24 protein-coding genes and 1 riboswitch are annotated in these 23,332 nt (G+C 70.5%); of the genes, 14 read left to right on the top strand and 10 right to left on the bottom strand.

Features of this window, described 5'->3' with window-relative positions; genetic code table 11:
- Positions 1 to 27 precede the first annotated feature (27 nt).
- Positions 28 to 270, top strand: coding sequence for a hypothetical protein (locus G6R20_RS12920; protein ID WP_069389963.1), 243 nt, complete (start codon positions 28 to 30; stop codon positions 268 to 270).
- A gap of 249 nt (positions 271 to 519) precedes the next feature.
- On the top strand, positions 520 to 1,542 hold the full coding sequence (locus tag G6R20_RS12915; RefSeq protein ID WP_163376675.1) for a ribonuclease HI family protein: 1,023 nt from the start codon (positions 520 to 522) through the stop codon (positions 1,540 to 1,542).
- 325 nt (positions 1,543 to 1,867) lie between these two features.
- Here the strand turns inward: G6R20_RS12915 and trpS are convergent, their stop codons facing one another.
- The 6 genes from trpS to G6R20_RS12885 all read right to left on the bottom strand — a co-directional run bounded on the left by trpS (position 1,868) and on the right by G6R20_RS12885 (position 7,993).
- Positions 1,868 to 2,947 (bottom strand): tryptophan--tRNA ligase, encoded by a 1,080-nt coding sequence (gene trpS / locus G6R20_RS12910; protein ID WP_240341448.1) that lies wholly within the window; start codon positions 2,945 to 2,947, stop codon positions 1,868 to 1,870.
- A gap of 67 nt (positions 2,948 to 3,014) precedes the next feature.
- Positions 3,015 to 3,488: a PPOX class F420-dependent oxidoreductase gene (locus G6R20_RS12905; RefSeq protein WP_067712723.1), complete on the bottom strand. Its 474-nt coding sequence runs from the start codon at positions 3,486 to 3,488 to the stop codon at positions 3,015 to 3,017.
- 111 nt (positions 3,489 to 3,599) lie between these two features.
- Positions 3,600 to 4,445: an exodeoxyribonuclease III gene (locus tag G6R20_RS12900; protein WP_069389964.1), complete on the bottom strand. Its 846-nt coding sequence runs from the start codon at positions 4,443 to 4,445 to the stop codon at positions 3,600 to 3,602.
- 40 nt (positions 4,446 to 4,485) lie between these two features.
- Complete coding sequence (locus tag G6R20_RS12895; protein ID WP_275898261.1) at positions 4,486 to 5,640, bottom strand: MFS transporter; 1,155 nt, start codon at positions 5,638 to 5,640, stop codon at positions 4,486 to 4,488.
- Between the two features lie 116 nt (positions 5,641 to 5,756).
- On the bottom strand, positions 5,757 to 6,629 hold the full coding sequence (locus tag G6R20_RS12890) for a bile acid:sodium symporter (RefSeq protein ID WP_067712517.1): 873 nt from the start codon (positions 6,627 to 6,629) through the stop codon (positions 5,757 to 5,759).
- A gap of 140 nt (positions 6,630 to 6,769) precedes the next feature.
- Complete coding sequence (locus tag G6R20_RS12885; protein ID WP_096905910.1) at positions 6,770 to 7,993, bottom strand: NADP-dependent isocitrate dehydrogenase; 1,224 nt, start codon at positions 7,991 to 7,993, stop codon at positions 6,770 to 6,772.
- 129 nt (positions 7,994 to 8,122) lie between these two features.
- Positions 8,123 to 8,238, top strand: a riboswitch (SAM riboswitch).
- 52 nt (positions 8,239 to 8,290) lie between these two features.
- Here G6R20_RS12885 and G6R20_RS12880 point away from each other — a divergent pair.
- Genes G6R20_RS12880 through G6R20_RS12870 form a run of 3 tightly spaced genes read left to right on the top strand, consistent with a single transcriptional unit; the run spans position 8,291 to position 11,241 of the window.
- Positions 8,291 to 9,625, top strand: coding sequence for a PLP-dependent transferase (locus tag G6R20_RS12880; RefSeq protein ID WP_067712522.1), 1,335 nt, complete (start codon positions 8,291 to 8,293; stop codon positions 9,623 to 9,625).
- 12 nt (positions 9,626 to 9,637) lie between these two features.
- On the top strand, positions 9,638 to 10,807 hold the full coding sequence (locus G6R20_RS12875; protein ID WP_067712524.1) for a homoserine O-acetyltransferase: 1,170 nt from the start codon (positions 9,638 to 9,640) through the stop codon (positions 10,805 to 10,807).
- Positions 10,804 to 11,241: a hypothetical protein gene (locus G6R20_RS12870; protein ID WP_067712526.1), complete on the top strand. Its 438-nt coding sequence runs from the start codon at positions 10,804 to 10,806 to the stop codon at positions 11,239 to 11,241. The genes G6R20_RS12875 and G6R20_RS12870 overlap by 4 nt, the downstream gene beginning before the upstream one ends.
- Before the next feature lie 47 nt (positions 11,242 to 11,288).
- Here G6R20_RS12870 and G6R20_RS12865 read toward each other — a convergent pair whose 3' ends face one another.
- Positions 11,289 to 11,681 carry a DUF3017 domain-containing protein gene (locus G6R20_RS12865; RefSeq protein ID WP_082923698.1) on the bottom strand — a complete coding sequence of 131 codons (393 nt, stop codon included), beginning with the start codon at positions 11,679 to 11,681 and terminating at the stop codon, positions 11,289 to 11,291.
- Between the two features lie 7 nt (positions 11,682 to 11,688).
- Positions 11,689 to 12,546, bottom strand: a complete 858-nt coding sequence (locus tag G6R20_RS12860) for a bifunctional methylenetetrahydrofolate dehydrogenase/methenyltetrahydrofolate cyclohydrolase (RefSeq protein ID WP_067712529.1) — start codon at positions 12,544 to 12,546, stop codon at positions 11,689 to 11,691.
- A 59-nt stretch (positions 12,547 to 12,605) separates the two neighbouring features.
- Between G6R20_RS12860 and G6R20_RS12855 the strand changes: the two genes are divergently transcribed.
- From G6R20_RS12855 to G6R20_RS12835, 5 genes are read left to right on the top strand one after another with little or no spacing between them, the layout of a single operon-like run.
- Positions 12,606 to 13,097 (top strand): tRNA (cytidine(34)-2'-O)-methyltransferase, encoded by a 492-nt coding sequence (locus G6R20_RS12855; protein WP_067712531.1) that lies wholly within the window; start codon positions 12,606 to 12,608, stop codon positions 13,095 to 13,097.
- 35 nt (positions 13,098 to 13,132) lie between these two features.
- On the top strand, positions 13,133 to 14,116 hold the full coding sequence (locus tag G6R20_RS12850) for a zinc ABC transporter substrate-binding protein (RefSeq protein WP_240341447.1): 984 nt from the start codon (positions 13,133 to 13,135) through the stop codon (positions 14,114 to 14,116).
- Entirely contained in the window at positions 14,113 to 14,913 is an 801-nt protein-coding gene (locus G6R20_RS12845) for a metal ABC transporter ATP-binding protein (protein WP_067712533.1), read from the top strand. Before G6R20_RS12850 ends, G6R20_RS12845 begins: the two co-directional genes overlap by 4 nt.
- Positions 14,910 to 15,779 carry a metal ABC transporter permease gene (locus G6R20_RS12840; RefSeq protein ID WP_067712535.1) on the top strand — a complete coding sequence of 290 codons (870 nt, stop codon included), beginning with the start codon at positions 14,910 to 14,912 and terminating at the stop codon, positions 15,777 to 15,779. The genes G6R20_RS12845 and G6R20_RS12840 overlap by 4 nt, the downstream gene beginning before the upstream one ends.
- Positions 15,776 to 16,495, top strand: a complete 720-nt coding sequence (locus G6R20_RS12835) for a metal-dependent transcriptional regulator (protein WP_067712537.1) — start codon at positions 15,776 to 15,778, stop codon at positions 16,493 to 16,495. Before G6R20_RS12840 ends, G6R20_RS12835 begins: the two co-directional genes overlap by 4 nt.
- A gap of 40 nt (positions 16,496 to 16,535) precedes the next feature.
- Here the strand turns inward: G6R20_RS12835 and G6R20_RS12830 are convergent, their stop codons facing one another.
- Together G6R20_RS12830 and G6R20_RS12825 are read right to left on the bottom strand one after the other, a co-directional pair.
- Positions 16,536 to 17,894 (bottom strand): FAD-linked oxidase C-terminal domain-containing protein, encoded by a 1,359-nt coding sequence (locus G6R20_RS12830; protein WP_067712544.1) that lies wholly within the window; start codon positions 17,892 to 17,894, stop codon positions 16,536 to 16,538.
- Positions 17,895 to 17,934: 40 nt separating this feature from the next.
- Complete coding sequence (locus tag G6R20_RS12825) at positions 17,935 to 18,489, bottom strand: MMPL family transporter (protein ID WP_069389967.1); 555 nt, start codon at positions 18,487 to 18,489, stop codon at positions 17,935 to 17,937.
- 389 nt (positions 18,490 to 18,878) lie between these two features.
- On the opposite strand from G6R20_RS12825, the gene G6R20_RS12820 reads away from it, so the two are divergent.
- The 4 genes from G6R20_RS12820 (at position 18,879) to G6R20_RS12805 (ending at position 23,332) form a co-directional block, all read left to right on the top strand.
- Entirely contained in the window at positions 18,879 to 20,111 is a 1,233-nt protein-coding gene (locus G6R20_RS12820; RefSeq protein WP_069389968.1) for a pyridoxal phosphate-dependent aminotransferase family protein, read from the top strand.
- Positions 20,108 to 21,034: an NAD-dependent epimerase/dehydratase family protein gene (locus tag G6R20_RS12815; RefSeq protein ID WP_159981087.1), complete on the top strand. Its 927-nt coding sequence runs from the start codon at positions 20,108 to 20,110 to the stop codon at positions 21,032 to 21,034. The genes G6R20_RS12820 and G6R20_RS12815 overlap by 4 nt, the downstream gene beginning before the upstream one ends.
- Before the next feature lie 73 nt (positions 21,035 to 21,107).
- The gene (locus G6R20_RS12810; RefSeq protein WP_067712556.1) at positions 21,108 to 22,217 is read left to right on the top strand and encodes an acyl-CoA dehydrogenase family protein; all 1,110 of its coding nucleotides are present in this window, start codon (positions 21,108 to 21,110) and stop codon (positions 22,215 to 22,217) included.
- Between the two features lie 83 nt (positions 22,218 to 22,300).
- Positions 22,301 to 23,332: a C4-dicarboxylate ABC transporter gene (locus G6R20_RS12805; protein WP_205475868.1), complete on the top strand. Its 1,032-nt coding sequence runs from the start codon at positions 22,301 to 22,303 to the stop codon at positions 23,330 to 23,332.

Genomic DNA, 23,332 nt, shown 5'->3' with positions numbered 1-23,332 from the left:
GGGCATCACCGACGAAGGGAGCGGTCCATGAGCGACTTCGAACGCAACAAGGACCAGGTCCAGGCAGGTGTCCAGGCGGGCGCGTCGCTGGTGGGACGTATCGCCGTCATCATCACGGACGCGATCGGCTCGATCGCCAAGGAGGTCGGCGACTTCGTCACCGAGGGCATCGAGATGCGCGAGGCGGCCAAGATCTCCCGGCGAGCCGAGCGGAAGGACGGCGAAGCGATCGATCTCGACGGCATCGAGGACGGCGACCTCCAGGGCTGACACGCGCGACGGGGCTCGGTGGCCCGCGGTCGCCGGGACGCCGAGACGCCGCCCAACTCCACCGCGCCAGGCAATCCACCTATCGAATTGCGATCCACCTAGGGAATTCCGTAGGTGGATCGTAATTCGATCGGTGGATCTTGGATTGAGGCTCAGCCCGTCTGCGGCTCAGTCGTTCAGCCCGTCCGCGGCTCAGCCTCGGGGAGCCGGTGAATGGTCGCGTCCGCAACGGTGGCAGGATCGTCGACCGTGACGATCATCGCCGCAGCGGACGGCTCCGCCCTCGGAAATCCCGGCCCCGCCGGCTGGGCCTGGTACATCGACGACTCGACGTGGCGCTGCGGCGGCTGGAAGCGCGGCACCAACAACCAGGGCGAGCTCACCGCTGTCCTGGACCTGCTGCGCCAGACCGCGCACGCCTCGGAGCCCCTTCACGTGCTGTGCGACTCGCAGTACGTCATCAACTCCATCACCAAGTGGATGGCGGGCTGGAAGCGCAAGGGCTGGAAGAAGTCCGACGGCAAGCCCGTGCTCAACGTCGAGGTGATGAAGGCCCTCGACGAGGCCATGCAGGGCCGCAAGGTCACGTTCGAGTGGGTCAAGGGCCACGCCGGCCACGAGCTCAACGAGAAAGCTGACGTCCTCGCCAACGGCGCCGCAAAAGCGCATGCCGCCAAGAAGGAGCCGGAGGCCGGCCCGGGTTATCCGGGCGCGCAGGCCGTCGGCGCCGGCGACGACCCGGCCGCTCCCCCAGCGGCGGGTGGCACCGCTCGGCGGTCGGAGTCCGCGTCGGTGCCGGCGTCCGCCCCGGCAGGCGCGGGCAAGGCGAGGGAAACGACGACGAAGGCGACGACGACGAGGGCATCCTCCGCCGCCGAGCCCGATCTGTTCTCCCTGGCCGACGACGCCGACGAGGCGCCGGACCGGACGGACCTGGACCTGGTCGTGGATCTCGAGCGGTCGCTGCTCACGGAGGCGGTCCGGGGTGACCGCGACCGGCTGGAGGAGTTGCTGGATCCCTCGTGGAGCCACGTGTGCGCCCGGGGCGAGGTGTGGTCCCGCGCGGACAGGCTCGCCGCCGCCGGATCATCCGGTCGGTCGACGGCTGAACGCACGATGGATCTCATCGAGGCCCGCCGGGTCGGGGCGCAGTCGATCCTGCTCGTGTGGCGGGAGCGGTCGGGCGACGGTTCCACGCTGCGCAGTTCGGTCTGGGTCCGCTCCGGCGGGTCGTGGCGTCAGACGTTCCAGCAGGGGACGCCGGAGGCCTGAGCCCCGTCCCGCACGAGAAGGTGCCCCTCACCGCGTCCGGTGAGGGGCACCATTCCCCGGCGCCGGCGGGCGCCTACAGGCCACCGAGAAGCAGGTGGAGGAGATCGCCGACGATTCCGATGAGACCGGCAACCAGACCCATTGTGTGACTCCTTGTCAGGTGACGGGATACGACCGCTCGTCGGAGCTTCGTCTCCGATGAGCTGGGTCCGACTCTAAGGACGTAGTGTGACGTCGACGTTTCAGTCGACGATGAACGTCGTGAACTCGACCGCCGCTAGAGTTACTACACCTGACTAGTAGTTTTTGGGCCTATCATCACTGGTCAGCCACGGCGGGGCGCGGTGAAGCCGACTGCCTGGTACACCAGCGAGAGGACCGGGCTGGCCACCGCGCGGGCACGGTCCGCGCCGTCGGCGAGGATCCTTTCGAGCTCGGCACGGTCGGACATGTACTCGTCGAACCGGCCCCGCAGTGGGGTCACGAACGCCTCGAGCGCGTCGGCCGTGTCGGTTTTCAGGGCCCCGTAGCCGGCGCCGGCACTCTGGTAGTCGGCCACGATGTCGGCGATCGGTCGCCCGGAGAACGCCGACTGGATCGCCAACAGGTTGGACACCCCCGGCTTCATCTCGCGGTCGTAGCGGATGGTGCCGTCGGAGTCGGTGACCGCACTGCGGATGCGCTTGGCGGAGACCTTGGGGTCGTCGAGCAGGTTGACGATGCCCTTCGGGTTCTCACCGGACTTGCTCATCTTGGCGGTGGGATCCTGGAGGTCGTAGATCTTGGCGGACCCCTCGAGGATCTTCCCTCCCGGCACCACGAAGGTCTTCTTGTAGCGGGAGTTGAACCGCATCGCCAGGTCGCGGGTCAACTCGAGGTGCTGACGCTGATCCTCCCCCACCGGCACCAGGTGCGGGCGGTAGAGCAGGATGTCGGCGGCCATGAGCACCGGGTAGGTGAACAGACCCACCGTGGTGCCGTCGGTGCCCTGTTTGGCGGCCTTGTCCTTGAACTGCGTCATCCGGGCGGCCTCGCCATACCCGGTGATGCACCCCAGCACCCAGGCCAGCTCGGCGTGTTCGGGGACGTGCGACTGCACGAACAGCACCGACCGGGCGGGGTCCACCCCCAGCGCGAGAAGCTGCGCACAGCCGCGGAAGACCCGCTCGCGCAGCTCCTTGGGGTCCTGCTTGACGGTGATCGCGTGCAGATCGGGGATGAAGTAGTACGCGTCGTAGTCGTCCTGCAGTTCGACCCACTGCCGCACCGCGCCCAGGTAGTTGCCGAGGTGGTACGAGTCGGCGGTCGGCTGAATGCCGGACAGGACACGCTGGCGCTTCGCGGGCGCCTGCGACCCGGTCGGCTCTGCGGGCGTGGGATCTGCGGAGGAGGACTGCTCAGACATGGCGTTCATCTTCCCACGTCCCCGACAACCCACCGCCCACGCCCTCGCGCGGGCGGTCGCCGCACTGTCAGCGGTCGGCGGGCGGCGCCATCTCCGGCGGGAAGCCGCCCGTGGCTATCGGGCCCCAGTCATCGATGGCCACCCGGATGAGGCACTTGCCCTGCCGCACCATCGCCGCCCGGTACTCGTCCCAGTCGTCGTGCTCCCCGGCGATGCTGCGGAAGTACTCCACCAGCGGCTCCACCGCCTCGGGCAGGTCGACGATCTCCGCGGTGCCGTCGAGGTGGACGTACGGGCCGTTGAAGTCGTCGGACAGTACGCACACGCTCACGGCCGGGTCGCGGCGGATGTTGGTCACCTTCGCCCGCTGCGGATAGGTGGCCACGACGAGCCTGCCCTCGGAGTCGACACCGCAGGTCACCGGCGAGGTCTGCAGCCCGCCGGACGACCGACGGGTGATGAGGACGGCGCGGTGTCGGGGGCGGACGAAATCGTCGAGGCCGGCTCGATCGGGACGTTCGGCGGTCGCATACTTCGGCATGGTGCCGAGGTTACGGACCCGTCCCCCGCGTGACATCCGCGACCGCGGGCCCGATCTCAGAAGTCGCCTTCGTCGTCGTCACCACTCGTCTCGGACATACTCGTCTCGGACCTACTCGTAGACGACGGTGACCGGCGCATGGTCGGACCACCGCATGTCGTACGCGCTCGCCCGGTCCACTCGATCAGACACCGCCCGGTCGACCAGTCCGTCGGACACCACGTGGTAGTCGATCCGCCAGCCCGCGTCGTTGTCGAAGGCCTTACCGCGCTGGCTCCACCACGAGTACGGGCCGATCTGGTCGGGGCGGCGATACCGCACGATGTCGGTCCAGCCGCTGCCGTCGGCGAAGACGTCGGTCATCCACTCCCGCTCGTGCGGCAGGAAACCGGAGCTCTTGTGGTTGCCCTTGTGATTCTTCAGGTCGGCCTCACGGTGGGCGATATTCCAATCGCCACAGATGACCATCTCGTGACCCTCACGGGTCTTCAGATGCCCGGCCCGCTCGGCGAGGTACTCGCGGAAGGTCCCCAGGAAACGGTCCTTCTCGTCCTGCTTGGGGGTGTCGGCAGACCCCGAGGGCAGGTAGAGGCTGGCGACGGTGACGGTCTCACCGTCGACAGCCCCGGGGTAGACGGCCTCGATGTACCGGCCGGACTCCTCGAACTCCTCGTCGCCGTACCCGACGCGCACGTCGGTCGGCTCGGCGCGGGACAGGATCGCCACACCGGCTCGACCCTTGAGCGAGGACGGAGCGCCCACCAGATGCCACCCGGCGTCGAGGGCGGGCGCGAGCGCCTTACGGGTCTGGTCGGAGTCGGCGCGCACCTCCTGGAGGGCGACGACGTCCGCCCCGCTGCCCTCCAGCCAGGGCAGGAATCCGAGGTTGGTCTCCGACCGCTGCTTGACGGCGGCGCGGATCCCGTTGACGTTGACGGTGCTCACGGTGAGGCTCACGGCCCACAGGCTACCGATCGCCGGGGACGTGACGGTTCGGCTACCCCGTCGCCGTCCGCCGCGCCGCCCAGACCGCGCCCACCAGGATCGCGAGACCCGCCGCCGCCAGGGCCGCCCCGGCGAGCGCCGGGGACGTGTAGCCGAAGCCCAGCGCGATCACGGCCCCGCCGAGCCACGCGCCCAGCGCGTTGGCGGCGTTGAGGGCCGAGTGGTTGAGCGAGGCGGCGAGCGTCTGTCCCCTGCCCGCGTATGTCATCAGTCGGGACTGCAGCCCCGGCACCAACGCGGATCCGGTCGTGCCCACCAGGAACAGACCCACCAGCGCCGTGATGGGATGGTGCGCGGCGACGGCGAACAGCGCCAGCACCACGGTCATCACCGCGGCGATCGCGACCAGCCCGCGGTCGAGGTCCCGGTCCGCAACCACACCGCCGAGCAGGTTGCCGGCCACCATGCCGAGTCCGTAGACGGCGAGCACCGCGGGCATCCAGCCGGGATCGATCCCGGCGACGTCGACCATCGTCCACTGGATGTAGGTGTAGACGGCGAACATGCCGCCGAACCCGACGGACCCCACGGCGAGCGTCGCCAGGATCTGTGGCCTCGCCAACGCGGCGAGCTCCTCGCACGCCCTGACGACCACCGTCCCCGTGGGTTCGGGGACGACGACGAAGATGGCCGCCACGGTCAGCGCGCCGATCACCCCGACCGCGAGGAAGGCGGACTGCCACCCGATCGTCTCCCCGAGCCAGGTCGCCGCCGGGACACCGATCACGTTCGCGACCGACAGTCCGAGCAGCACCTGGGACACCGCCCGCGCCTGCCGTCCGGGACCCGCGAGGGAGGCCGCCACCAGGGAGGCGACCCCGAAGTACGCCCCGTGCGGGATTCCGGCGACGAACCGGGCCGCCACCAGGATCTCGGCGGCCGGGGCGAAGGCCGCCGCGACGTTGCCCGCGGTGAACATCGCCATGAGGACGAGCAGCAGGGTGCGGCGCCGCCACCGTGAGGTCCACACGGTCAGCAGCGGGGCACCCACGACCACGCCGAGCGCGTAGGCGCTGATGACGTTGCCGGCCTGTGGTTCGGTGAGCCCGAAGCCCTCGGCGATCGACCGCAGCAGTCCCATCGCCGCGAACTCGGTGACGCCGATGCCGAACCCGCCCAGCGCGAGCGCGAGGATCGCCAGCGCCACACGGCGAGGGGTGGGTGCGGCGGGCTCGGTGTCCGGCGCCGGGGCGGCTGCGGGGCTCGTGGTCACCGACGAAGGCTACGCCCACCACCCCGGCCGGGCCTGCCACGTCAGCCCGATCAGGGGGCGGTGCGCATGAGGCGTCGGCCACCGTAGACCAGCGCGAACGCCGTGACGTACATGACGATGCTGTAGACGGCGGCCGCGAGCCCGACCTCCTCGTCACCGATCACGGTGAAGGCGATCAACAGCGTCAGGGTGGTGTTCTTGATGCCGAACTCCACGGCGATCGCGATCTGCTCCGCCCGCCTCAGCCTGCTCACCCATGCCAGGAGGCCGCCGAGAACGATCAGTGCGAGGTTGAGGACGATCACGGCGGGGCCGACGGTCACGACGAGGTCGACGATCCGGTCCCGTTCGCCGAGGACGATCCCCACGATGAGCAGGACCAGCACGACGAGGCCCACGATCCCGACGTAGCGCTCGATGCGGGAGGCGAGCGCGGGCCTCCTGGCACGGAGGATCATCCCGATCGCGACCGGGATGAGGATGACGCCCAGCAGGAGTCCGAAAGTCTGGCCGAGAGGGACGGTCACCTCCTCGTCCGCGGCTCCGGGGATGAGGCGCGCGCCGATGCCGAACCACATCGGCAGGGTGAGGATGACGGCGACGGAGGTGAGGGCGGTGAGGATGACCGAGAGGGCGACGTTGCCGCGGGAGAGATAAGTGATGAGGTTCGACGTCGCCCCGCCCGGCGTCGCGGCCACGAGCACCACCCCGAGCGCCAGCATCGGCGTGAGGCCGAAGAGCAGGGCCACACCGACACCGACCAGCGGAACCAGGACCAGTTGGCCGAACAGTCCGACGATCGTGGCCCTGGGCGATCTGGCCTGGACCGCGAAGTCCTCCCTGGTCAGACTCAACCCGATGCCGACCATGATGATGGCCAGGGCGATCGGCAGGCCGATATCGACCAAGGGGCTCTGATCCACGGACGTCTCCTGGGCTCACGACGGAACGGCTAGCCACGCCTGTGACGTGGACCACTGTCCGACTACGGTAACCGATCGGGCGCCGCCGCGACCCCACACCGGCGGGCGCGGGGTCGTCGCCGAACGGTGGGCGCGCGGGATCAGGCCTCTGCTCGGGTGCGCTTGAGATTCTCATCCAGCGCCGCGAGGAACTCCTCCGTCGTGAGGTGTTCCTGGCCATCGCCGACGAGCAGCGCGAGGTCCTTGGTCATCTGCCCCTCCTCGACGGTCTTGATGACCACGTCCTCGAGTTGGTGGGCGAACTCGATGACCTCCGGGGTGCCGTCGAGCTTGCCGCGGTGCTCGAGACCCCGGGTCCACGCGAAGATCGAGGCTATCGGGTTGGTGGAGGTCGCCTTGCCCTCCTGGTGCTGCCGGAAATGTCGCGTGACGGTGCCGTGGGCGGCCTCCGCCTCGCAGGTCTTCCCGTCCGGGGTGAGCAGCACGGAGGTCATGAGGCCGAGCGAGCCGAAGCCCTGGGCCACGGTGTCGGACTGCACGTCGCCGTCGTAGTTCTTACAGGCCCACACGTACCCGCCCTCCCACTTGAGCGCGGAGGCCACCATGTCGTCGATGAGCCGGTGCTCGTAGGTCAGGCCGGCCTTGTCGAACTCGGCCTTGAACTCGCGCTCGAACACGTCCTGGAAGATGTCCTTGAAGGCGCCGTCGTAGGCCTTGAGGATCGTGTTCTTGGTGGACAGGTACACCGGGTACTCGTGCTGCAGCCCGTAGTTGAAGGAGGCGCGCGCGAAGTCCTCGATGGACGTGGTGAAGTTGTACATGCCCATCACCACGCCGCCGTCTTCCGGGAACGTCACCATCTCGTGTTCGATCGGCTCCGAGCCGTCGTCCGGCGTGAAGGTGATGGTGACCGTGCCGGCTCCGGGAACCGTGAAGTCGGTGGCCCGGTACTGATCGCCGAAGGCGTGGCGGCCGACGATGATCGGCTTGGTCCAGCCCGGAACCAGGCGCGGCACGTTGGAGATAATGATCGGGGCGCGGAAGATCGTCCCGCCGAGGATGTTGCGGATCGTGCCGTTGGGCGAGCGGTACATCCGCTTGAGGCCGAACTCCTCCACCCGCGCCTCGTCCGGGGTGATGGTCGCGCACTTGACGCCGACGCCGTGCTTCTTGATGGCGTTGGCGGCGTCGACGGTGATCTGGTCGTCCGTGGCGTCCCGACTCTCGATGCCCAGGTCGTAGAACTCGAGGTCCACGTCGAGGTAGGGGTGGATCAGCTCGTCCTTGATGAACTTCCAGATGATGCGGGTCATCTCGTCGCCGTCGAGCTCGACGACCGTCCCCTCGACCTTGATCTTGGACATCGGGCCCTCTTTCTCCGGTACCGATCGTGACGTGGGCCTCATCTTACCGGCGTGGCCTGCTCAGAGGCGGCCTGTCCAGCCGTTTCCGCTCGTTGCAGGCGAGCGGCGGCTTAGGCTAGCCTGTCCCCAGGTCATGAGTCCCAGCATCGAGCCCCGGCTTGCTGGGCGGCAACCCTCCACCGCGGTGGGGTGCCCCGGGAGACGACCTGGCCCTCACCCGTTCGGGTGGCAGGCAAGCGCGGGTCCGCTGTCGTCAAGCGGTCGGACCCTTCTGACGAGAGGAGGGGCTCCGCCCCTATGACCTACGACAACACCAACCCCGACTGGGCCTTCGAGACCCGCCAGGTCCACGCCGGTCAGCCCGTGGACTCCGACACCGGGGCACGCAACCTGCCGATCTACCAGACCACCTCGTTCGTCTTCGCCGACGCCAAGCAGGCCGCCGACCGGTTCGCCCTCGCCGAGATGGGTCCCATCTACACCCGGATCACCAACCCGACGGTCGCCGCGGCCGAGGACCGGATCGCCTCCCTCGAGGGTGGCGTCGCCGGGCTGCTGTTCGCCTCCGGCCAGGCGGCCGAGACCGCCGCCATCCAGGCGATCGCCCAGTCGGGCGGGCACGTGGTGGCCTCCCCCCGCCTCTACGGCGGCACCGACACGCTGCTCCGGCACACGCTGCCCAAGTACGGCATCGAGACCACGTTCGTGGAGAACCCGGACGACCCCGCCTCCTGGCAGGCGGCGGTCCGGCCCAACACCAAGCTGTTCTACGGCGAGTCCATCTCCAACCCGCTCAACGACATCCTGGACATCCCGGCCATCGCCGAGGTCGCGCACCGCAACCAGGTGCCGCTCGTTATCGACAACACCGTGGCCACCCCGTACCTCATCCGCCCGCTCGAGCTGGGTGCGGACGTCGTGGTCTCCTCCGCCACCAAGTACCTCGGCGGCCACGGGTCCTCGCTCGGCGGCGTCCTGGTCGACGGCGGCAAGTTCGACTGGCGCGTCCAGCGCGACGGTCAGGACGTCTTCCCGTCCTTCACGACGCCCGACCCGGCCTACCACGGCCTGGTCTACGCCGACCTCGGTGCACCCGCCCTCGCGCTCAAGGCCCGCGTCACGCTCCTGCGCGACACCGGCGCCGCGGCCTCGCCGTTCAACGCGTGGACCCTGGTCCAGGGCATCGACACCCTCAGCCTCCGGGTCGAGCGGCACGTGTCCAACGCGCAGCGGATCGCCGAGTGGCTCGAGGCTCGCCAGGACGTGTCCAAGGTGCAGTACGCGGGCCTGGCCTCGTCACCGTACAAGGAGCTGCAGAAGAAGCTGTCGCCCAAGGGTGCCGGCGCGATCGTCACCTTCGACCTCGCGGTCCCGGAGGGCGCGTCCGACGAGGACGTCAAGGCGCAGTCGTGGAAGTTCATCGACGCGCTCAAGCTGCACTCCTGCCTGGTCAACATCGGCGACGTCCGCTCGCTGGTCTCCCACCCCGCCACCACCACCCACTCCCAGGGCACCGCAGAGGGCAACGCGATCGCCGGGGTCACCCTGGCGACCGTCCGCCTGTCGGTGGGCATCGAGGCCGTCGAGGACATCCTCGCCGACCTCGTGCTCGGTTTCGCCGCGCTCGACTGAGGGACCGTCCGCATGATCCGGTCCTCCGATCCACTCGCGCTGCTGCCCCCGGGCGACGGCACCCTCGGCCACCTCGCCATCGGCGATCTGACCCTGGTCACGGGTGTCGTCATCCCGGGGGTGACGCTCGCCGTGCAGCGGTGGGGCAGGATCGCGGACGACCTGTCCAACATCGTCCTGGTCGAGCACGCGCTCACCGGGGACTCCCACCTCGTGGGTTCGGTCGACTCCCTGCACCCCACCCCAGGGTGGTGGAACGGGCTCGTCGGGCCCGGGTTGCCGCTGGACACCGACCGCTACTGCGTCCTGTCCGTCAACGTGCTGGGCGGCTGCCGCGGCTCGACGGGCCCGAGCTCGCTCCACCCCGACGGTCACTACTGGGGTGCCCGGTTCCCGGCCGTCTCCGTACGCGACATGGTCGAGGCGGAGCGGGTGATGGCCGACCTGCTGGGCGTCGAACGGTGGGCCGCCGTGATCGGCGGGTCCATGGGCGGCGCCCGGACCCTGGAGTGGATGGTCTCCTACCCTGACCGCGTGCGCGCGGCGTGCGTGCTGGCCGTCGGCGCCCGCGCCTCCGCGGACCAGATCGGGGTGCAGACCGCGCAGATCATGGCCGTCACCTCCGACCCGCACTGGCAGCAGGGCGGCTATCACGGCACCGGCCGCACCCCGGTCACCGGGCTGGGCATCGCCCGGCGCATCGCTCACCTGTCCTACCGGGGCGAGCAGGAACTGGACGAGCGGTTCTCCAACCGCCCGCAGCCCGGGGAGGATCCCCGCGGTGAGGACCTGTCGATGTCCGGAAGGTTCGCCGTCCAGTCCTACCTCGACCATCAGGCCGGCAAGCTCGTCTCACGGTTCGACGCCTGCTCGTACGTCCTGCTCACCGACGCCCTGAACCGGCACGACGTGGGCCTGGGCCGCGGTGGCGTCGAGGAAGCGCTGCGGTCGTGCCCGGTCCCGTGCGTGATCGGCGGGGTCACCACCGACCGGCTCTACCCCCTACGGCAGCAGCGAGAGTTGGCGGCGCTGCTCCCGGCTGCCGACCCACTCGTGGTGATCGACAGCCCGGCCGGCCACGACGGGTTCCTCACCGAATCCGACGTGGTGGGACCGATGCTTCAGCGGACCCTGGAACTCGCCGAGCAGGGATCCACGGACCGGACACGAGGACACGTATGACCGAATTCGATCGCACCCCCCGGCCTGCCGCCCTCGGACTTGCGGGTCTCGCCGTGGGATTCGGGGCCATCGGGGTGGCCGTCGGGTTCGCCACCCTCCTGGGTATCACCGCAACCGCCAGCGGCGGCAACGACATCACCCGGTACCGGCCGATGGCTGTGACCGCCGTGTCCTCATCTGCCCTGGGCATACTGCTGATCGTCGGCGGCGTGCTCCTGTGGCGGGCCCACCGTTGGTCCCGGGTGGTCCTCGGGGCGGCGGTGGCGCTCCTGGCTGCGAACTCACTGGCACGAGTCGTGCTGGACAGCCTCACGTTCATCTCCGTGGTGGGAAGCATCTTCTCCCTGCTGGTCCTGGTGACGATGGGCTATCTGCTCGCGTCGGACAGCATTCGGGAGCACGTCCGCGAGGGCGTTCCTCTGGGGCTTCGCTGACCCAGCGGGGCCCCGCGCGACGAGCCCGATCGAGCGCGGATTCGCCCTCAGCCAGTCCCGAGGGCGTCGATCGAGATCGACAGCCACAGCACGACCACGCCGATCGCCGAGTAGAACGCCACGTCGAAGCCCTTCCCACGGACCCCGAGCAAGCGGGCGCGGTGCTCCGGGACCACGCCGCGCAGGACCGCCGCGGCCAGCGCCACAAGCCCCAGCAGGAAGGCCCCGCGGCGCCACCGCTCGAACATCACGAACCCCAGCGCCACCGCGAGCCCGACCACGACCAGGGCGAGTGGCCACTGGGCCCGGAGCTGCGACCACCTCAGGCGCGCCGGGCGGGCCCGGCGCGGACGGGCGTCGGTCGCTTGGGTGTCGGTGGCCTCGTTGCCGGCGGGCTGGCTACCGGAGGGCCGGGACCAGCCGGGGGCGGGATGGGTCACGGGCGTCTCAGGCGTCGGCGGCGAGCCGCTCGCAGCGCTCGACCACGTTGGTCAGAAGAAACGCTCTGGTCAGCGGGCCGACTCCGCCCGGGTTCGGCGACACGGCACCCGCCACGTCCCACACGTCGGGGTGGACGTCGCCGGCGAGTTTGCCGTCGAGCCGGGACACGCCCACGTCAAGGATCGCCGAACCGGGCTTGACCATGTCGGCGGTGAGCATGTGCGCCACGCCGGCGGCGGCCACGATCACGTCGGCGCGCCGGGTCTCGGCGGCCAGGTCGCGGGTGCCGGTGTGGCACAGGGTGACGGTGGCGTTCTCGCTGCGCCGGGTGAGCATGAGCCCGATCGGCCGACCGACGGTGACGCCGCGGCCGATCACCACGACGTGCGCACCGTTCAACTCGACCCCGAACCGGCGGAGCAGGGCGATGCACCCGTTGGGGGTACACGGCAGCGGCGCCGGCTCGCCCAGGACCAGCCGGCCGAGGTTGACCGGGTGGAGTCCGTCCGCGTCCTTGGCCGGGTCGATCCGCTCGAGGACCGCGTTCTCGTCCAGGTGCTCGGGAAGCGGCAGCTGCACGATGTAGCCGGTGCACGCGGGGTCGGCATTGAGTTCGTCGATCACGGCCTCGAGTTCCGCCTGCGTGGTCTCTACGGGCAGATCACGCCGGATGGAGGAGATGCCCACCTGTTCGCAGTCGCGGTGCTTCATCTTGACGTAGGAGCGGCTGCCCGGGTCGTCGCCGACGAGGACGGTACCCAGTCCTGGGGTGACACCCTTGTCCCGCAGCGCAGCAACGCGGGTGGTGAGGTCGGCGACGATCTCGTCGCGGGTGAGCTTGCCGTCCAGCTTGATCGCGGTCACGGGTGCCAGTATCCCACTCGGCGTCGCCGCGGCCGCAGCGCACTGCGAGAATGTCCGTTATGACCGGAGCGGGCGTACGCGTGTTGTTCGACCGGCCCCGCATCCCGCCCAACACCGGAAACGCGATCCGGATGGCGGCGGGCGCGGGCTGTGAACTGCATCTGGCCGGCCCCCTGGGCTTCGACCTGTCCGAGCCGCAACTGCGCCGAGCGGGTCTCGACTACCACGACCTCGCCCACGTGGAGGTCCACGAGGACCTGGAGGCCGCATATGCGCGACTCCTCCCCGCCCGGGTGTGGGCGTTCACCGCTCATGCCGAACTCTCGCTGTCCGAGGTGCGGTTCACGCCCGGTGACGTGGTGCTCTTCGGTCCCGAGCCCACCGGCTTGGCCGACGACGTCCTGGCCGACGCGCGGGTGACGGCGAGGGTGCGCATCCCCATGCTGGCGGGCCGGCGCTCGATGAATCTCTCCAACGCGGCCGCGGTGGTGGTCTACGAGGCGTGGCGGCAACAGGATTACGTCGACAGTGTGGTATTTCCGGCGCCATGATTTAAGATTTCGCCATGCTTAACTTTTGTCCAGCAGTGAACCGTAAAGAGGGCGGCCCGCGCACATGCCGCACCGCCGTCGTTCCCGTCTTCACTCTCGCCCTGCTGGTCGTCCTCGCGACGTCCGCGTGTACGTCCGTGAGGACCGACACCAGTGACGAAGTGGCATTCACGGACGACGGCCGACGGTCCGCAGGTCCGGGGGACCGGGTGGTCGTGGCCACGACCTTCACGATCCTCGCCGACATGGCGCGCCGTATCGGAGGCGATCGGGTCCGCGTGGAGTCCGTGACGACCGCCGGTGCGAACGTGCACTTGTACGAGCCGGGAGTCAACGACCTCAAGCGGGTCGAGGACGCCGACCTCATCGTGAGCAACGGGCTTGGCATGGACGACTGGCTGTTGCGGTTCATCGACGGGACCGACGCCCGGCACGTGATCACCTCGAGCGAAGTCGATCCCCTGCCCGTCCGCTCCGGCAAGTACACCGGACGCCCCAATCCCCACGCGTGGATGTCGCCCGTCGAGGGCGCGAAATACATCCGGGCGATCGCCCGGGCACTCGCTGACCTCGACCCGGACGGTGCCGCCGCCTACACGGCCCGCGCCGAGGACTACGTGGCCGACCTCGTCGACCTGGCCAGCCGCGCCCGGACGGCCGTGGTTTCCGTGCCCGAGCAACGCCGGGTGTTGACGACCTGTGAGGGCGCGTTCTCGTATCTGACCAGAGACATAGGCCTGGACGAGCTATATCTGTGGTCGGTCAACAGCGAGAACCAGGGGCTGCCGCGGCAGGTCACGAGCATGATCGAGGAGGTGCGCGGGCGTGATATCCCCGCCGTCTTCTGCGAGTCGACGGTCTCCGGCGCAGCCATGGAACAGGTTGCGGCAGAGACCGGCAGCCGACTAGCCGGGATGCTCTACGTCGATTCCCTCTCCACCCCCTCCGGTCCGGTGCCCACCTACCTGGACCTGCTCGACCACAACCTCGAGACGATCACCCGGGAGTTGGCGTCGTGACCGTACAGCCGCAGCCCTCGGCCACGTCCGCGGGCCCGCCGGCCATCGAGGTCACGGACCTCACCGTCGATCGCGGCCAGGTCCGCGCACTCGACTCGGTCTCGTTGTCCGTCCCCCGCGGGGAGATCACCGTGTTGCTCGGCCCGAACGGGTCGGGAAAATCAACCCTGATCCAGGCGATCCTGGGCCTGGTCACTCCGAGCAGCGGGACGGTCCGCATCCTGGACGCCCCCGTGGCGCTCGCCCTGCGCACGGGGCGGGTGGCGGCCGTCCCCCAGTCCGACGGCATCGACGAGCGTTTCCCCGTGACCGGGGCAGAAGTGGTCATGCAGGGCCGCCGACGCTTCACCGGTCCGTGGCGCCGCCCGTCCACCGTCGACCGCCTGGCCGTCGACGACGCGCTGGACCGGGTCGGACTGTCCGCGATCGCCGGTCGGCGAATCGGCGAACTCTCGGGCGGCCAGAGACGCAGGGTGCTGCTCGCGCGCTGCCTGGCCCAGGAGGCCGAACTCCTCCTGCTCGACGAGCCGTTCAACGGCATGGACGCCGGCAGCGAGTCGGTGTACATCGACGTGCTGCGCCAACTCGCCGCCTCAGGGCGGGCAGCACTGGTCTCCACGCACCACCTGGGTACCATCGCACAACTCGCCGACTCGGTCGCACTGCTCAACGTCCGGCTCGTGGCGCACGGCCCGGTCGACGAGACCACCACTCCGCAGATACTGACCACCCTGCTCGGCGCCCGCGTGCCGGATCCCACCGAGCGCGTCGCGACCACTGAGGGGGCCCTACCGTGATCGACCTGATCGTCGAACCAATGACGTACGAGTTCATGCGCCGCGCGCTCCTGGTGGTGACGGCGTCAGGGATCGCCGGGGCGTTGCTGAGCTGCTGGCTGGTGCACATGGGCTGGTCTCTCATGGGCGACGCGGTCTCACACGCCGTTCTCCCGGGTGTGGTGATCGCCGGCATGACGGGCATCCCGTTCGCCGCCGGAGCGCTCATCGCGGCGCTGGTGGCGGTCACGCTCATCGGAGCGGTGCGCGGGAGCGGGACGGTCCGGGAGGACGCCGCGATGGGCATCGTCTTCACGGCCCTGTTCTCCCTCGGCCTGGTCCTGATCGCCCGCTTCCCCAGTCAGCGTGATCTCCACTCGATCCTGTTCGGCAGCGTGCTCGGAGTCCGTGACTCCGACCTCTACCAGGTGCTGGCGGTGTCGGTGTTCACCGTGATCGTGCTGCTGGCATTCCGTCGCGACCTCATCATGGTGGCGTTCGACCGCCTCCACGCCCACACCCTGGGACTGCGGACCGGCGCGCTCACCGCACTCCTCCTGGCCACCCTCGCCACGGCTACCGTGGCGGGAGTCCAGTCGGTCGGTGTGATCCTGGTGGTGGCGACCCTCATCATCCCGGGCGCGACCGCACAATTGCTGGCCGACACCATGCGGGGGACCATGATCCTCTCCGTCGTCGTCGCACTTCTCGGTGGCGTGGTCGGCCTGTACGTCGGTTACTACGCCGACCTCCCGCCCGGTCCCGTCGTGGTCCTCACCCAGGCGGTGATCTTCGCGGCAGCACAGTTGTTCGCGCCCGGTCGCGGGGTGATCCCCCGGGCCGCGGCGAGCGCGCGGTCACGACGATCAGGGATGATGCCCGCATGACCGTCGATCCCCCCCGAGACCTCGCAGATCTCACCCCGACAACCCAGTCCTACCTCATGGCCGCGCACGCACTGGGAGCCGGCGGCGACCCCGTGACCTCCGGGGCGTTGGCCGAGCGCCTCGGAGCGTCTCCCTCCTCGGTCACAGAGGGCGTCCGTAGACTCGTCGCGCTGGGCCTGGCCGAGCACCGCCCGTACGCACCTGTAGAGCTCACCGACACCGGGCGGGACTTCGCAGTGGCGATGATCCGGCGGCACCGGATCCTGGAGACGTTCCTCGCCCGGTGCCTGGACTACCCGTGGGACGAGGTGCACGCGGAGGCCGACGCGCTCGAGCACGTGGTGTCCGACCGGTTCGTCGACGCCCTCGACGCCTTCCTCGACCACCCGCGGCGCGACCCGCACGGCGACCCCATCCCCACCCGGGACGGCCACCTCGACAAGCTGGGCGACATCCCCCTGGACCGGGTCCCCGAGGGCGCCGCCGGCGTGGTGACGCGGGTGTCCGACCGGGACAACACCGTGTTGCGCCACCTGGCCGAGATCGGCCTGTGGCCCGACTCACCGGTCGAGGTGGTCTCCCGTCAGGTCGAGCTGGGGATCATCACCGTGTCCCTGGACGGGCGGGTGGTGCCGGTCGGCACGCCGGTCGCCGCGGCGGTGCGGGTCCGGGTCCTGACGGGCGACGACGACGAGGTCGGGCCCGACCAGCGGTGAGCACACCTCACGGCCCGCTCACCACACCGCCTCGCGCCCCTCACAACATCGCGCCCGGGTTGAGGAGCCCCTGCGGGTCCAGGGCGTCCTTGATGCGGCGGGTGAGCGCCATGACGTCCTCACCGAGTTGATCAGGCAGCCAGTCCTTCTTCAGCCTGCCCACCCCGTGCTCGCCGGTGATGGTGCCGTCCAGGTCGATGGCCAGGTCCATCACCTCACCGAACGCGAGCTGGGCGCGGGCGGCCCGGTCCGGGTCGTCGTCTTCCAGCACGATGATCGGGTGGGTGTTGCCGTCCCCGGCGTGGGCGACCAGCGCGATGGGCACGTCCCGCCGGGCGGAGATCTCCTCGATCCCCGCCACCAGGGCAGGCAGCGCGGGCAGCGGGACACCCACGTCCTCCAACAGCAGCGTGCCGGTCCTGCCCAGGCTCGTGAACGCGGCCCGGCGGGCGATGGTGAACTGCTCGCCCTCGTCGGGGTCGTCGGTGGCGAACACCTCGGTGGCGCCGTGGGTGCGGAACGCCTCGGCCATGAACTCTGCCTCGGCCGCCCGGTCGGGACCGGTCAGGTCGGACTGGGCCAGCAGCATCGCCCCGGCCGAGGTGTCCAGCCCCATCCGCAGGTCCGCCTCCACCGCCCGGATCGAGGTGTTGTCCATGAACTCGAGCATCGCGGGGCGGATCCGGCGGGTGATGGCCAGGACCGCCTCGCTGCACGCCACGACGTCGGGGAACACGCCCACGACGGTTGAGCGGGGAGGTTGCTCGGGGAGCAGTCTGACGATGATCTCGGTGACGATTCCCAGCGTGCCCTCGCTGCCCACGAAGAGCTTGGTCAGGCTGAGCCCGGCGGTGTCCTTGAGCCGCGGGCCGCCCAGCCGGACCGCGGTGCCGTCGGCCAGGACCACCGTGAGCCCCAGCACGTAGTCCGTGGTCACGCCGTACTTGACGCAACACAGCCCACCGGCGTTGGTCGCGACGTTGCCGCCGATCGAGCAGATCTCGTACGACGACGGATCCGGCGGGTACCAGAGCCCGTGCTCGGCGGCGGCCCGCTTGACCTCCGCGTTGAGCAGGCCGGGCTGGACCGTCGCGGTGCGGGTGACGGGGTCCACGTGGATCTCCCGCATGAGCTCGCTGGTCAACACGATCCCGCCCTCCACCGCCGTGGCCCCGCCGGACAGGCCCGAGCCGGCCCCGCGGGGGACCACCGGCACGTCGAACTCGGCGGCCCAGCGCATCACCTGTTGTACGTCCTCGGTCGACCGCGCCCGCACCACCGCCAGCGGCATCCCCGGGTCGGGGGCCTGGGCCCAGTCCTGGCGGTAGGACTGCACGACGTCGGGGTCGGTGAGGATCGTGGCGCCGGAGAGGCGGCTGCGGAGGGCGTCGATCGACATGCCCCGAACCTACGGCCGTATTGCCGCGGGCGTATCGCGATCAGCTCTCCCGGATCCGCAGTCGGTCGAAGACCACCCGGAGGGGCCGGGGCGCCCACCAGTTGGCGTCCCCGAGGATGAGCATCGCGCTCGGTACGAGCAACAGTCTGATGACGAACGCGTCCACCAGCACGGCGAGCGCCATCCCGAACCCGAGCATCCGGACCACGCTGATCCCCGATGTTCCGATGGCCAGGAACACCACGGCGACGAGCACCGCCGCGGCACCCACCACAGGGGCGGTCCGCCCGACACCGTCGACCACGGCCCGGGTGGTGTCTCCGTGGCGGTCGTACTCCTCACGGACTCGCGAGAGCAGGAACAACTGGTAGTCCATCGACAGGCCAAAGGCCAGGCACGCCATGAGCAGGGGCGAGGAGGAATCCACCACCCCGGTGGCCGTGACCCCCACCAGGTCGGCGAGGTGCCCCTCCTGAAAGACCAGGACCATCACACCGAACGTCGCGGTGAGGCTCAGCGCCGCCATGAGCAGCGTCTTGAGGGTGACCACCACGCCACCGGTCAGCAGGAAGACCAGGGGCAGGACCACCGCCATGACGAGGGGGGGTGCCCACCCCCAGCTCCGCGTTGAGCCGACTCTCGGCGACGGCGGACGGTGTGGAATCGGCGCGGAACCCCCCGGGAGTCAGCGCTTCCTCCACTCCCCCGGCGGAGAGCGCCCCGAGCACCGCGAGGACCAGGGCCGCGGCGAGCGGCCACCCTCTCGCCAGGACCGACCGCCATCGGTGCGCCCGCCGCCGCGTCCGGACGTCGCTTCTATGGCTCATAGGTCTCCCTGCGGTCGGTGTGCCCCACTCATTCGTCGCCCGCCCGTGCGCGGATGGCCGACCCGGACATCGGCGCGTTCAGGAAAGGTCGACGTCGGACCCATCCGACCGCACCCACGACACGAATACCCGGGGTAGCCCACCGGAAGGACCACCCGTGAACCATCCCCTCATCGACCGCCTCGCCGCTGACGACCGGGTCCGGCTGTTCTCGTCCCTCCAGGACGCCGGCCAGAGCCCCTACTACCGGACAATGCACTCCAGCTCCGGTGCCACGAGCAACGTCCAGGGCGTCGACCGGATCATGCTCGGCTCCAACAACTACCTCGGCCTGGCCAACCACCCCCAGGTCATCGAGGCCACCACGGAGGCGGTCCGCCGGTTCGGGTCGGCCAGCACCGGGAGCCGGCTGCTGAACGGCACGATGTCGCTGCACGAGGAGCTGGAGGCGGAGATCGCCGACTGGTTCGGCACCGAGGACGCGCTGTGCTTCTCGACCGGGTACCAGACCAATCTCGGCACCCTGGCGGCCCTGGTCGGCGGGCGGGACGCGGTCGTCATCGACGAGTTCGCGCACGCCTCGCTCCGGGACGGGCTCCGCATGGCGCGGACCTCCGTCCACCCGTTCCGCCACAACGACCTGAGTGCGCTCGAGGAAGCCCTGGTAGCGGCCCGCGGTGAGTCGCCGGACCAGATCCTCGTCGTCGTCGACTCTCTCTACTCGATGGAGGGCAGCCTCGCGCCCCTGACCGGGGTCGCCGACCTGGCCCGCGAGTTCGGGGCCGCGCTCATGGTCGACGAGGCCCACGCGATGGGCCTCTACGGACCGACCCGGCGGGGGCGGGTCGACGAGACCGGGACCGTCGACGCCGTGGACGTGACCATGGCGTCGTTCTCCAAGTCCTCGGCCTCCTGCGGCGGGTTCATCACCGGCAGCGCCGAGCTGGTGACCGGACTCAGGGTCACCGCACGGCCAATGATCTTCAGCACCTCCTCGGTGCCCGCCGCGACCGCGTCCTCCCTCGCCTCGATCCGGCTGATGCGCACCGACGAGGGCGCCCGGCGCACCGACGCGGTCCGCCGGAACTCAATCCTCCTGCGCACCGAACTGCGCGGGAAGGGGATCGAGTGCGACTCCGGGCTGCCCGACGACTCCTGGTCGCCCATCGTGCCCGTCCCCGTCGGGGACGACCTCCGCGCCGCCCACACGTGGAACCTGCTGCTCGAGGCCGGCGTGTACACGGGTGTCGCGGTCCACCCGGCCGTCCCGGCGGCCGGCGCGATCCTGCGCCTGTGCGTGACCGCGGACCACACCGAGGAACAGCTGGTCGGGGCGGCGGTGTCCATCGCCCACGCCCTCGCCGCCACCCGCCTGGACGCGGCGTCGTGAGGGTGGTCCTCACCGGGGCGTCCGGCGACGTCGGCACAGCTCTCCTGCGCGGACTGGTCGGCCGCGACCACGTCGAGCGCGTGGTCGCACTGGCCCGGTCGCCGCTACGGGTCCTGGACCCGAAGATCGAACAGCATCAGATCGACCTCGCCACCGACGACCTCGACGAGGTCTTCGCCGGCGCCGACGCGGTGATCCACTGCGCCTTCATGGTCGAGGAGCCGCGCGACAAGGACTCGGCGCGCATCGTCAACGTCGACGGGTCGCGGCGGGTGCTCCTCGCGGCCGACGCCGCCGGCGCCCGGGTGTGCGTGATGACCTCGAGCATCAACGCCTACGGCCCCCGCGGCGGCGCCGAGGTCATCGACGAGATGGCCGCCATCGGCGCCGGCGAGGAGCACTACTACTTCCACCACAAGGCGCTCATGGAGGAGGATGTGCGCCGGTGGCGACGGGAATCCGGCGGCCGGATGGCGGTGGCGGTCCTGCGCCCCACCTACGTGGTGGGGCCGGACATGGCCAACTCCGGGCTGGAGACCATGCGCTCGCGCGTCGTCCTCTACCCGAGCCCCGGGCGGTCCTACTTCCAGTTCCTGCACCAGGACGACCTCGTCGACGCCTACCTGCGGGTGGTCCTGGCCGGGGTCGAAGGTCGGGTCGACGGCGAGTTCAACCTCGGCCCCGAGGGCGCGGTGACCGTCGCCGACCTGTGCCGGATGAACCGCTCGATCTGCGTCCCCGTGCCGCTCGGTCCCGCCCGACTCCTGGCCGACCTCGGCTTCCGACTGCGCCTTCTCCCCTACTCCTCCCACTGGGTGACCCGCGGGGAACCGGTCACCACCTCGCGCCGACTCCGGGACGCCACCGGGTGGCAGCCGCGGTACGACTGCACCGAGGCCGCCCGCCTCATGCTCGCCGGCTGAACCGCCCCCGCCGACTCTGCCCGCCATCCCTGCCCGCTGACCCCCTCCGCCGACCCCTCACCGAAAGGGCCCCATGCTCCTCACCACCGAGAACCAGACCCTCGACCACTACGCCCCCCGGCTGCGTGAGCGCTTGTACCAGAACGGGCTCCTCGCCAACGAGAGCTCCGCGAGCACCGCCGTGTCCGACTGGTCCGCCACCGGCGGGACCGGACTCATCGTCCCCACCTCTCTGGGGGGCGCGGGGGCGAGCGCGGTGGACGCTGTGCGCTTCCAGACCGCGATCGGGGCCGTCGCCCCCTCGCTGGCCGCCGCCACCACGATGCACCACTTGTCGTGCGCGACCCTGTTCGAGGCGGCCGAGGACGCCTCCCAGGACGAGCGCGACCTCATCAAGGCGCTGGTCGAGGACGGCACTGTGATGGCCTCCGGCTTCTCCGAGGGCTCCCCCGGGGGCTCTGTGTTCCGCCCGACCATGACCGCTCGCCGCGACGGCGACGGCTACCTGCTCTCCGGCCGCAAGGCCCCCTGCAGCCTCGCCCGGTCCATGACCCTCCTGGTGGCGAGCGCCCTGGTGGACGACTCGGAGCGGGCCGTCGTCCTGGTCTTCGACGGGGCCGAGGGTCTGCGTCGGGAGCCGTTCTGGAACAGCCCCGTCCTCGCGGCGGCCGAGAGCGACGCCCTGGTCCTCGACGACGTCCGGGTCGGCGCCGACATGGTCTTTCTCACCTCCGAGAACGACCCCGACGACGTCCACGAGATGACCGGCTACCTGTGGTTCGGGCTGCTGATCAGCGGCTGCTACCTCGGGGTGGCGACGCGACTGGTCGAGCGGCTGGCCGACCGGCACCGGCTCGACCCCAAGGTGTTCTCCTCCGCGCTCGCCGAGGTCGAGACCATGCGGACAGCCCTGCACGCCGTGGCCCGCGAGTTCGACGAGGGCGCCCGCGGCGGCGACGTCTCCGCGCGACTCGCGCTGGTCCGGTGGTCGATGCGCGACGCCCTGGTCCGGGTGCAGTCCCTGGTCCGCGAGGCAGTAGGGGGCTTCGCGTACATGCAGGACCCGGAGCTCGCGTACGCCTTCGAGGCCGTCCAGGTGTTCGGCTACCACCCCCCGTCGCGCCGGGACACCGCCGACCGGTTGGTGCAGTGGGCGCGCGGCGAGGACTTCCGCTACGTCTGAGCCCTCTGTGGCGCCCGAGCCCCTTCCGGGCGCCGTGAGGGGCCGGGGATCCGACGACGACGAGGCCCCGGCATAGTGTCCTGGTGACTTCGGCCCCAGCGACAGGACCCGGCCCCGGGGCGCCCGCCGTACCCGGCCCCGGACCTGCCTGGTTCGGGGCCGTCATGGGGACGGGCGGCCTCTCCGCCCTCCTGCAGATCCACGCCGAGCGCGTGCCCGGCTTCGGGCCGCTCGCGCTCGTCATGCTGGCCCTGGGCTGGCTGCTGCTGGTCGGTCTGGGCGCCGGGTTCGCGCGGTCGATCGTCCGGGACCCTGACGTCTGGACCCGGTCGGTGCGGGACGCGGCGATGCTGCCGTTGTGGGGCATGGTCTCGATGGGTCTGTTGGCGGTGGGGTCGGCGAGCTTCGTCGTGGTCGACGCGCGTGCCCCGTCCCTGTCCACGGTCGCGTTCGGCGTGGACGCGGCGCTGTGGGGGGCGGGCACCGTCCTGGGCCTGGCCACCGCGACGGGGTTCGCCGTCTGGCTGTTCACCACCCGTCCCGCCCATCCGCTGCCCACGTGGGCGCTGCCGATGGTGCCGCCGATGGTCTCGGCGACCACCGGCGGTGTCCTGGCCGGGCAGATCGACTCCCCCACCGTGCGCACGGCGGTGGTGGCGGTGTGCACCTTCGGCTTCATCGCGGCCCTCGGGTTGGGCGGCGCCGTCATCACGATGGCCTATCACCACGCGTGGTTCCGCACCCCCGTTCCGGTGGCGTTGTCGCCCTCCACCTGGATCCCGCTGGGCATCGTCGGCCAGTCGGCGGCCGCCGCGCAGGTGCTGGCCGGGCCGGGTCAGGCGGGGATCGCCCGACTGTACGGCGCTGTCGTCCTGATCGCCGGTGCCGGCCTGGGGGCGTTCGCGGTGGTGTCGACCATCCGGGGTTTCCTCGCCCGGATGCCGTTCAATCCGGGTTGGTGGGCGATGGCCTACCCGCTGGGCACCTGCGCGCTGGGCGCCCATCACCTCGGCTGGGCGGCCGCGAGCCTGGTGACCGTGGTCGCCCTGTGTGGCATCTGGCTGCTCTGTGCGGTCGCGAGCGTCCGCGCCGTGCTGTGGGCGCGGACATCGTAG

The sequence above is a fragment of the Dietzia sp. Alg238-R159 genome (assembly GCF_900537145.1).
Classification (GTDB): Bacteria; Actinomycetota; Actinomycetes; order Mycobacteriales; family Mycobacteriaceae; genus Dietzia; species Dietzia kunjamensis.
This window is presented reverse-complemented; position numbering and strand designations above follow the sequence as displayed.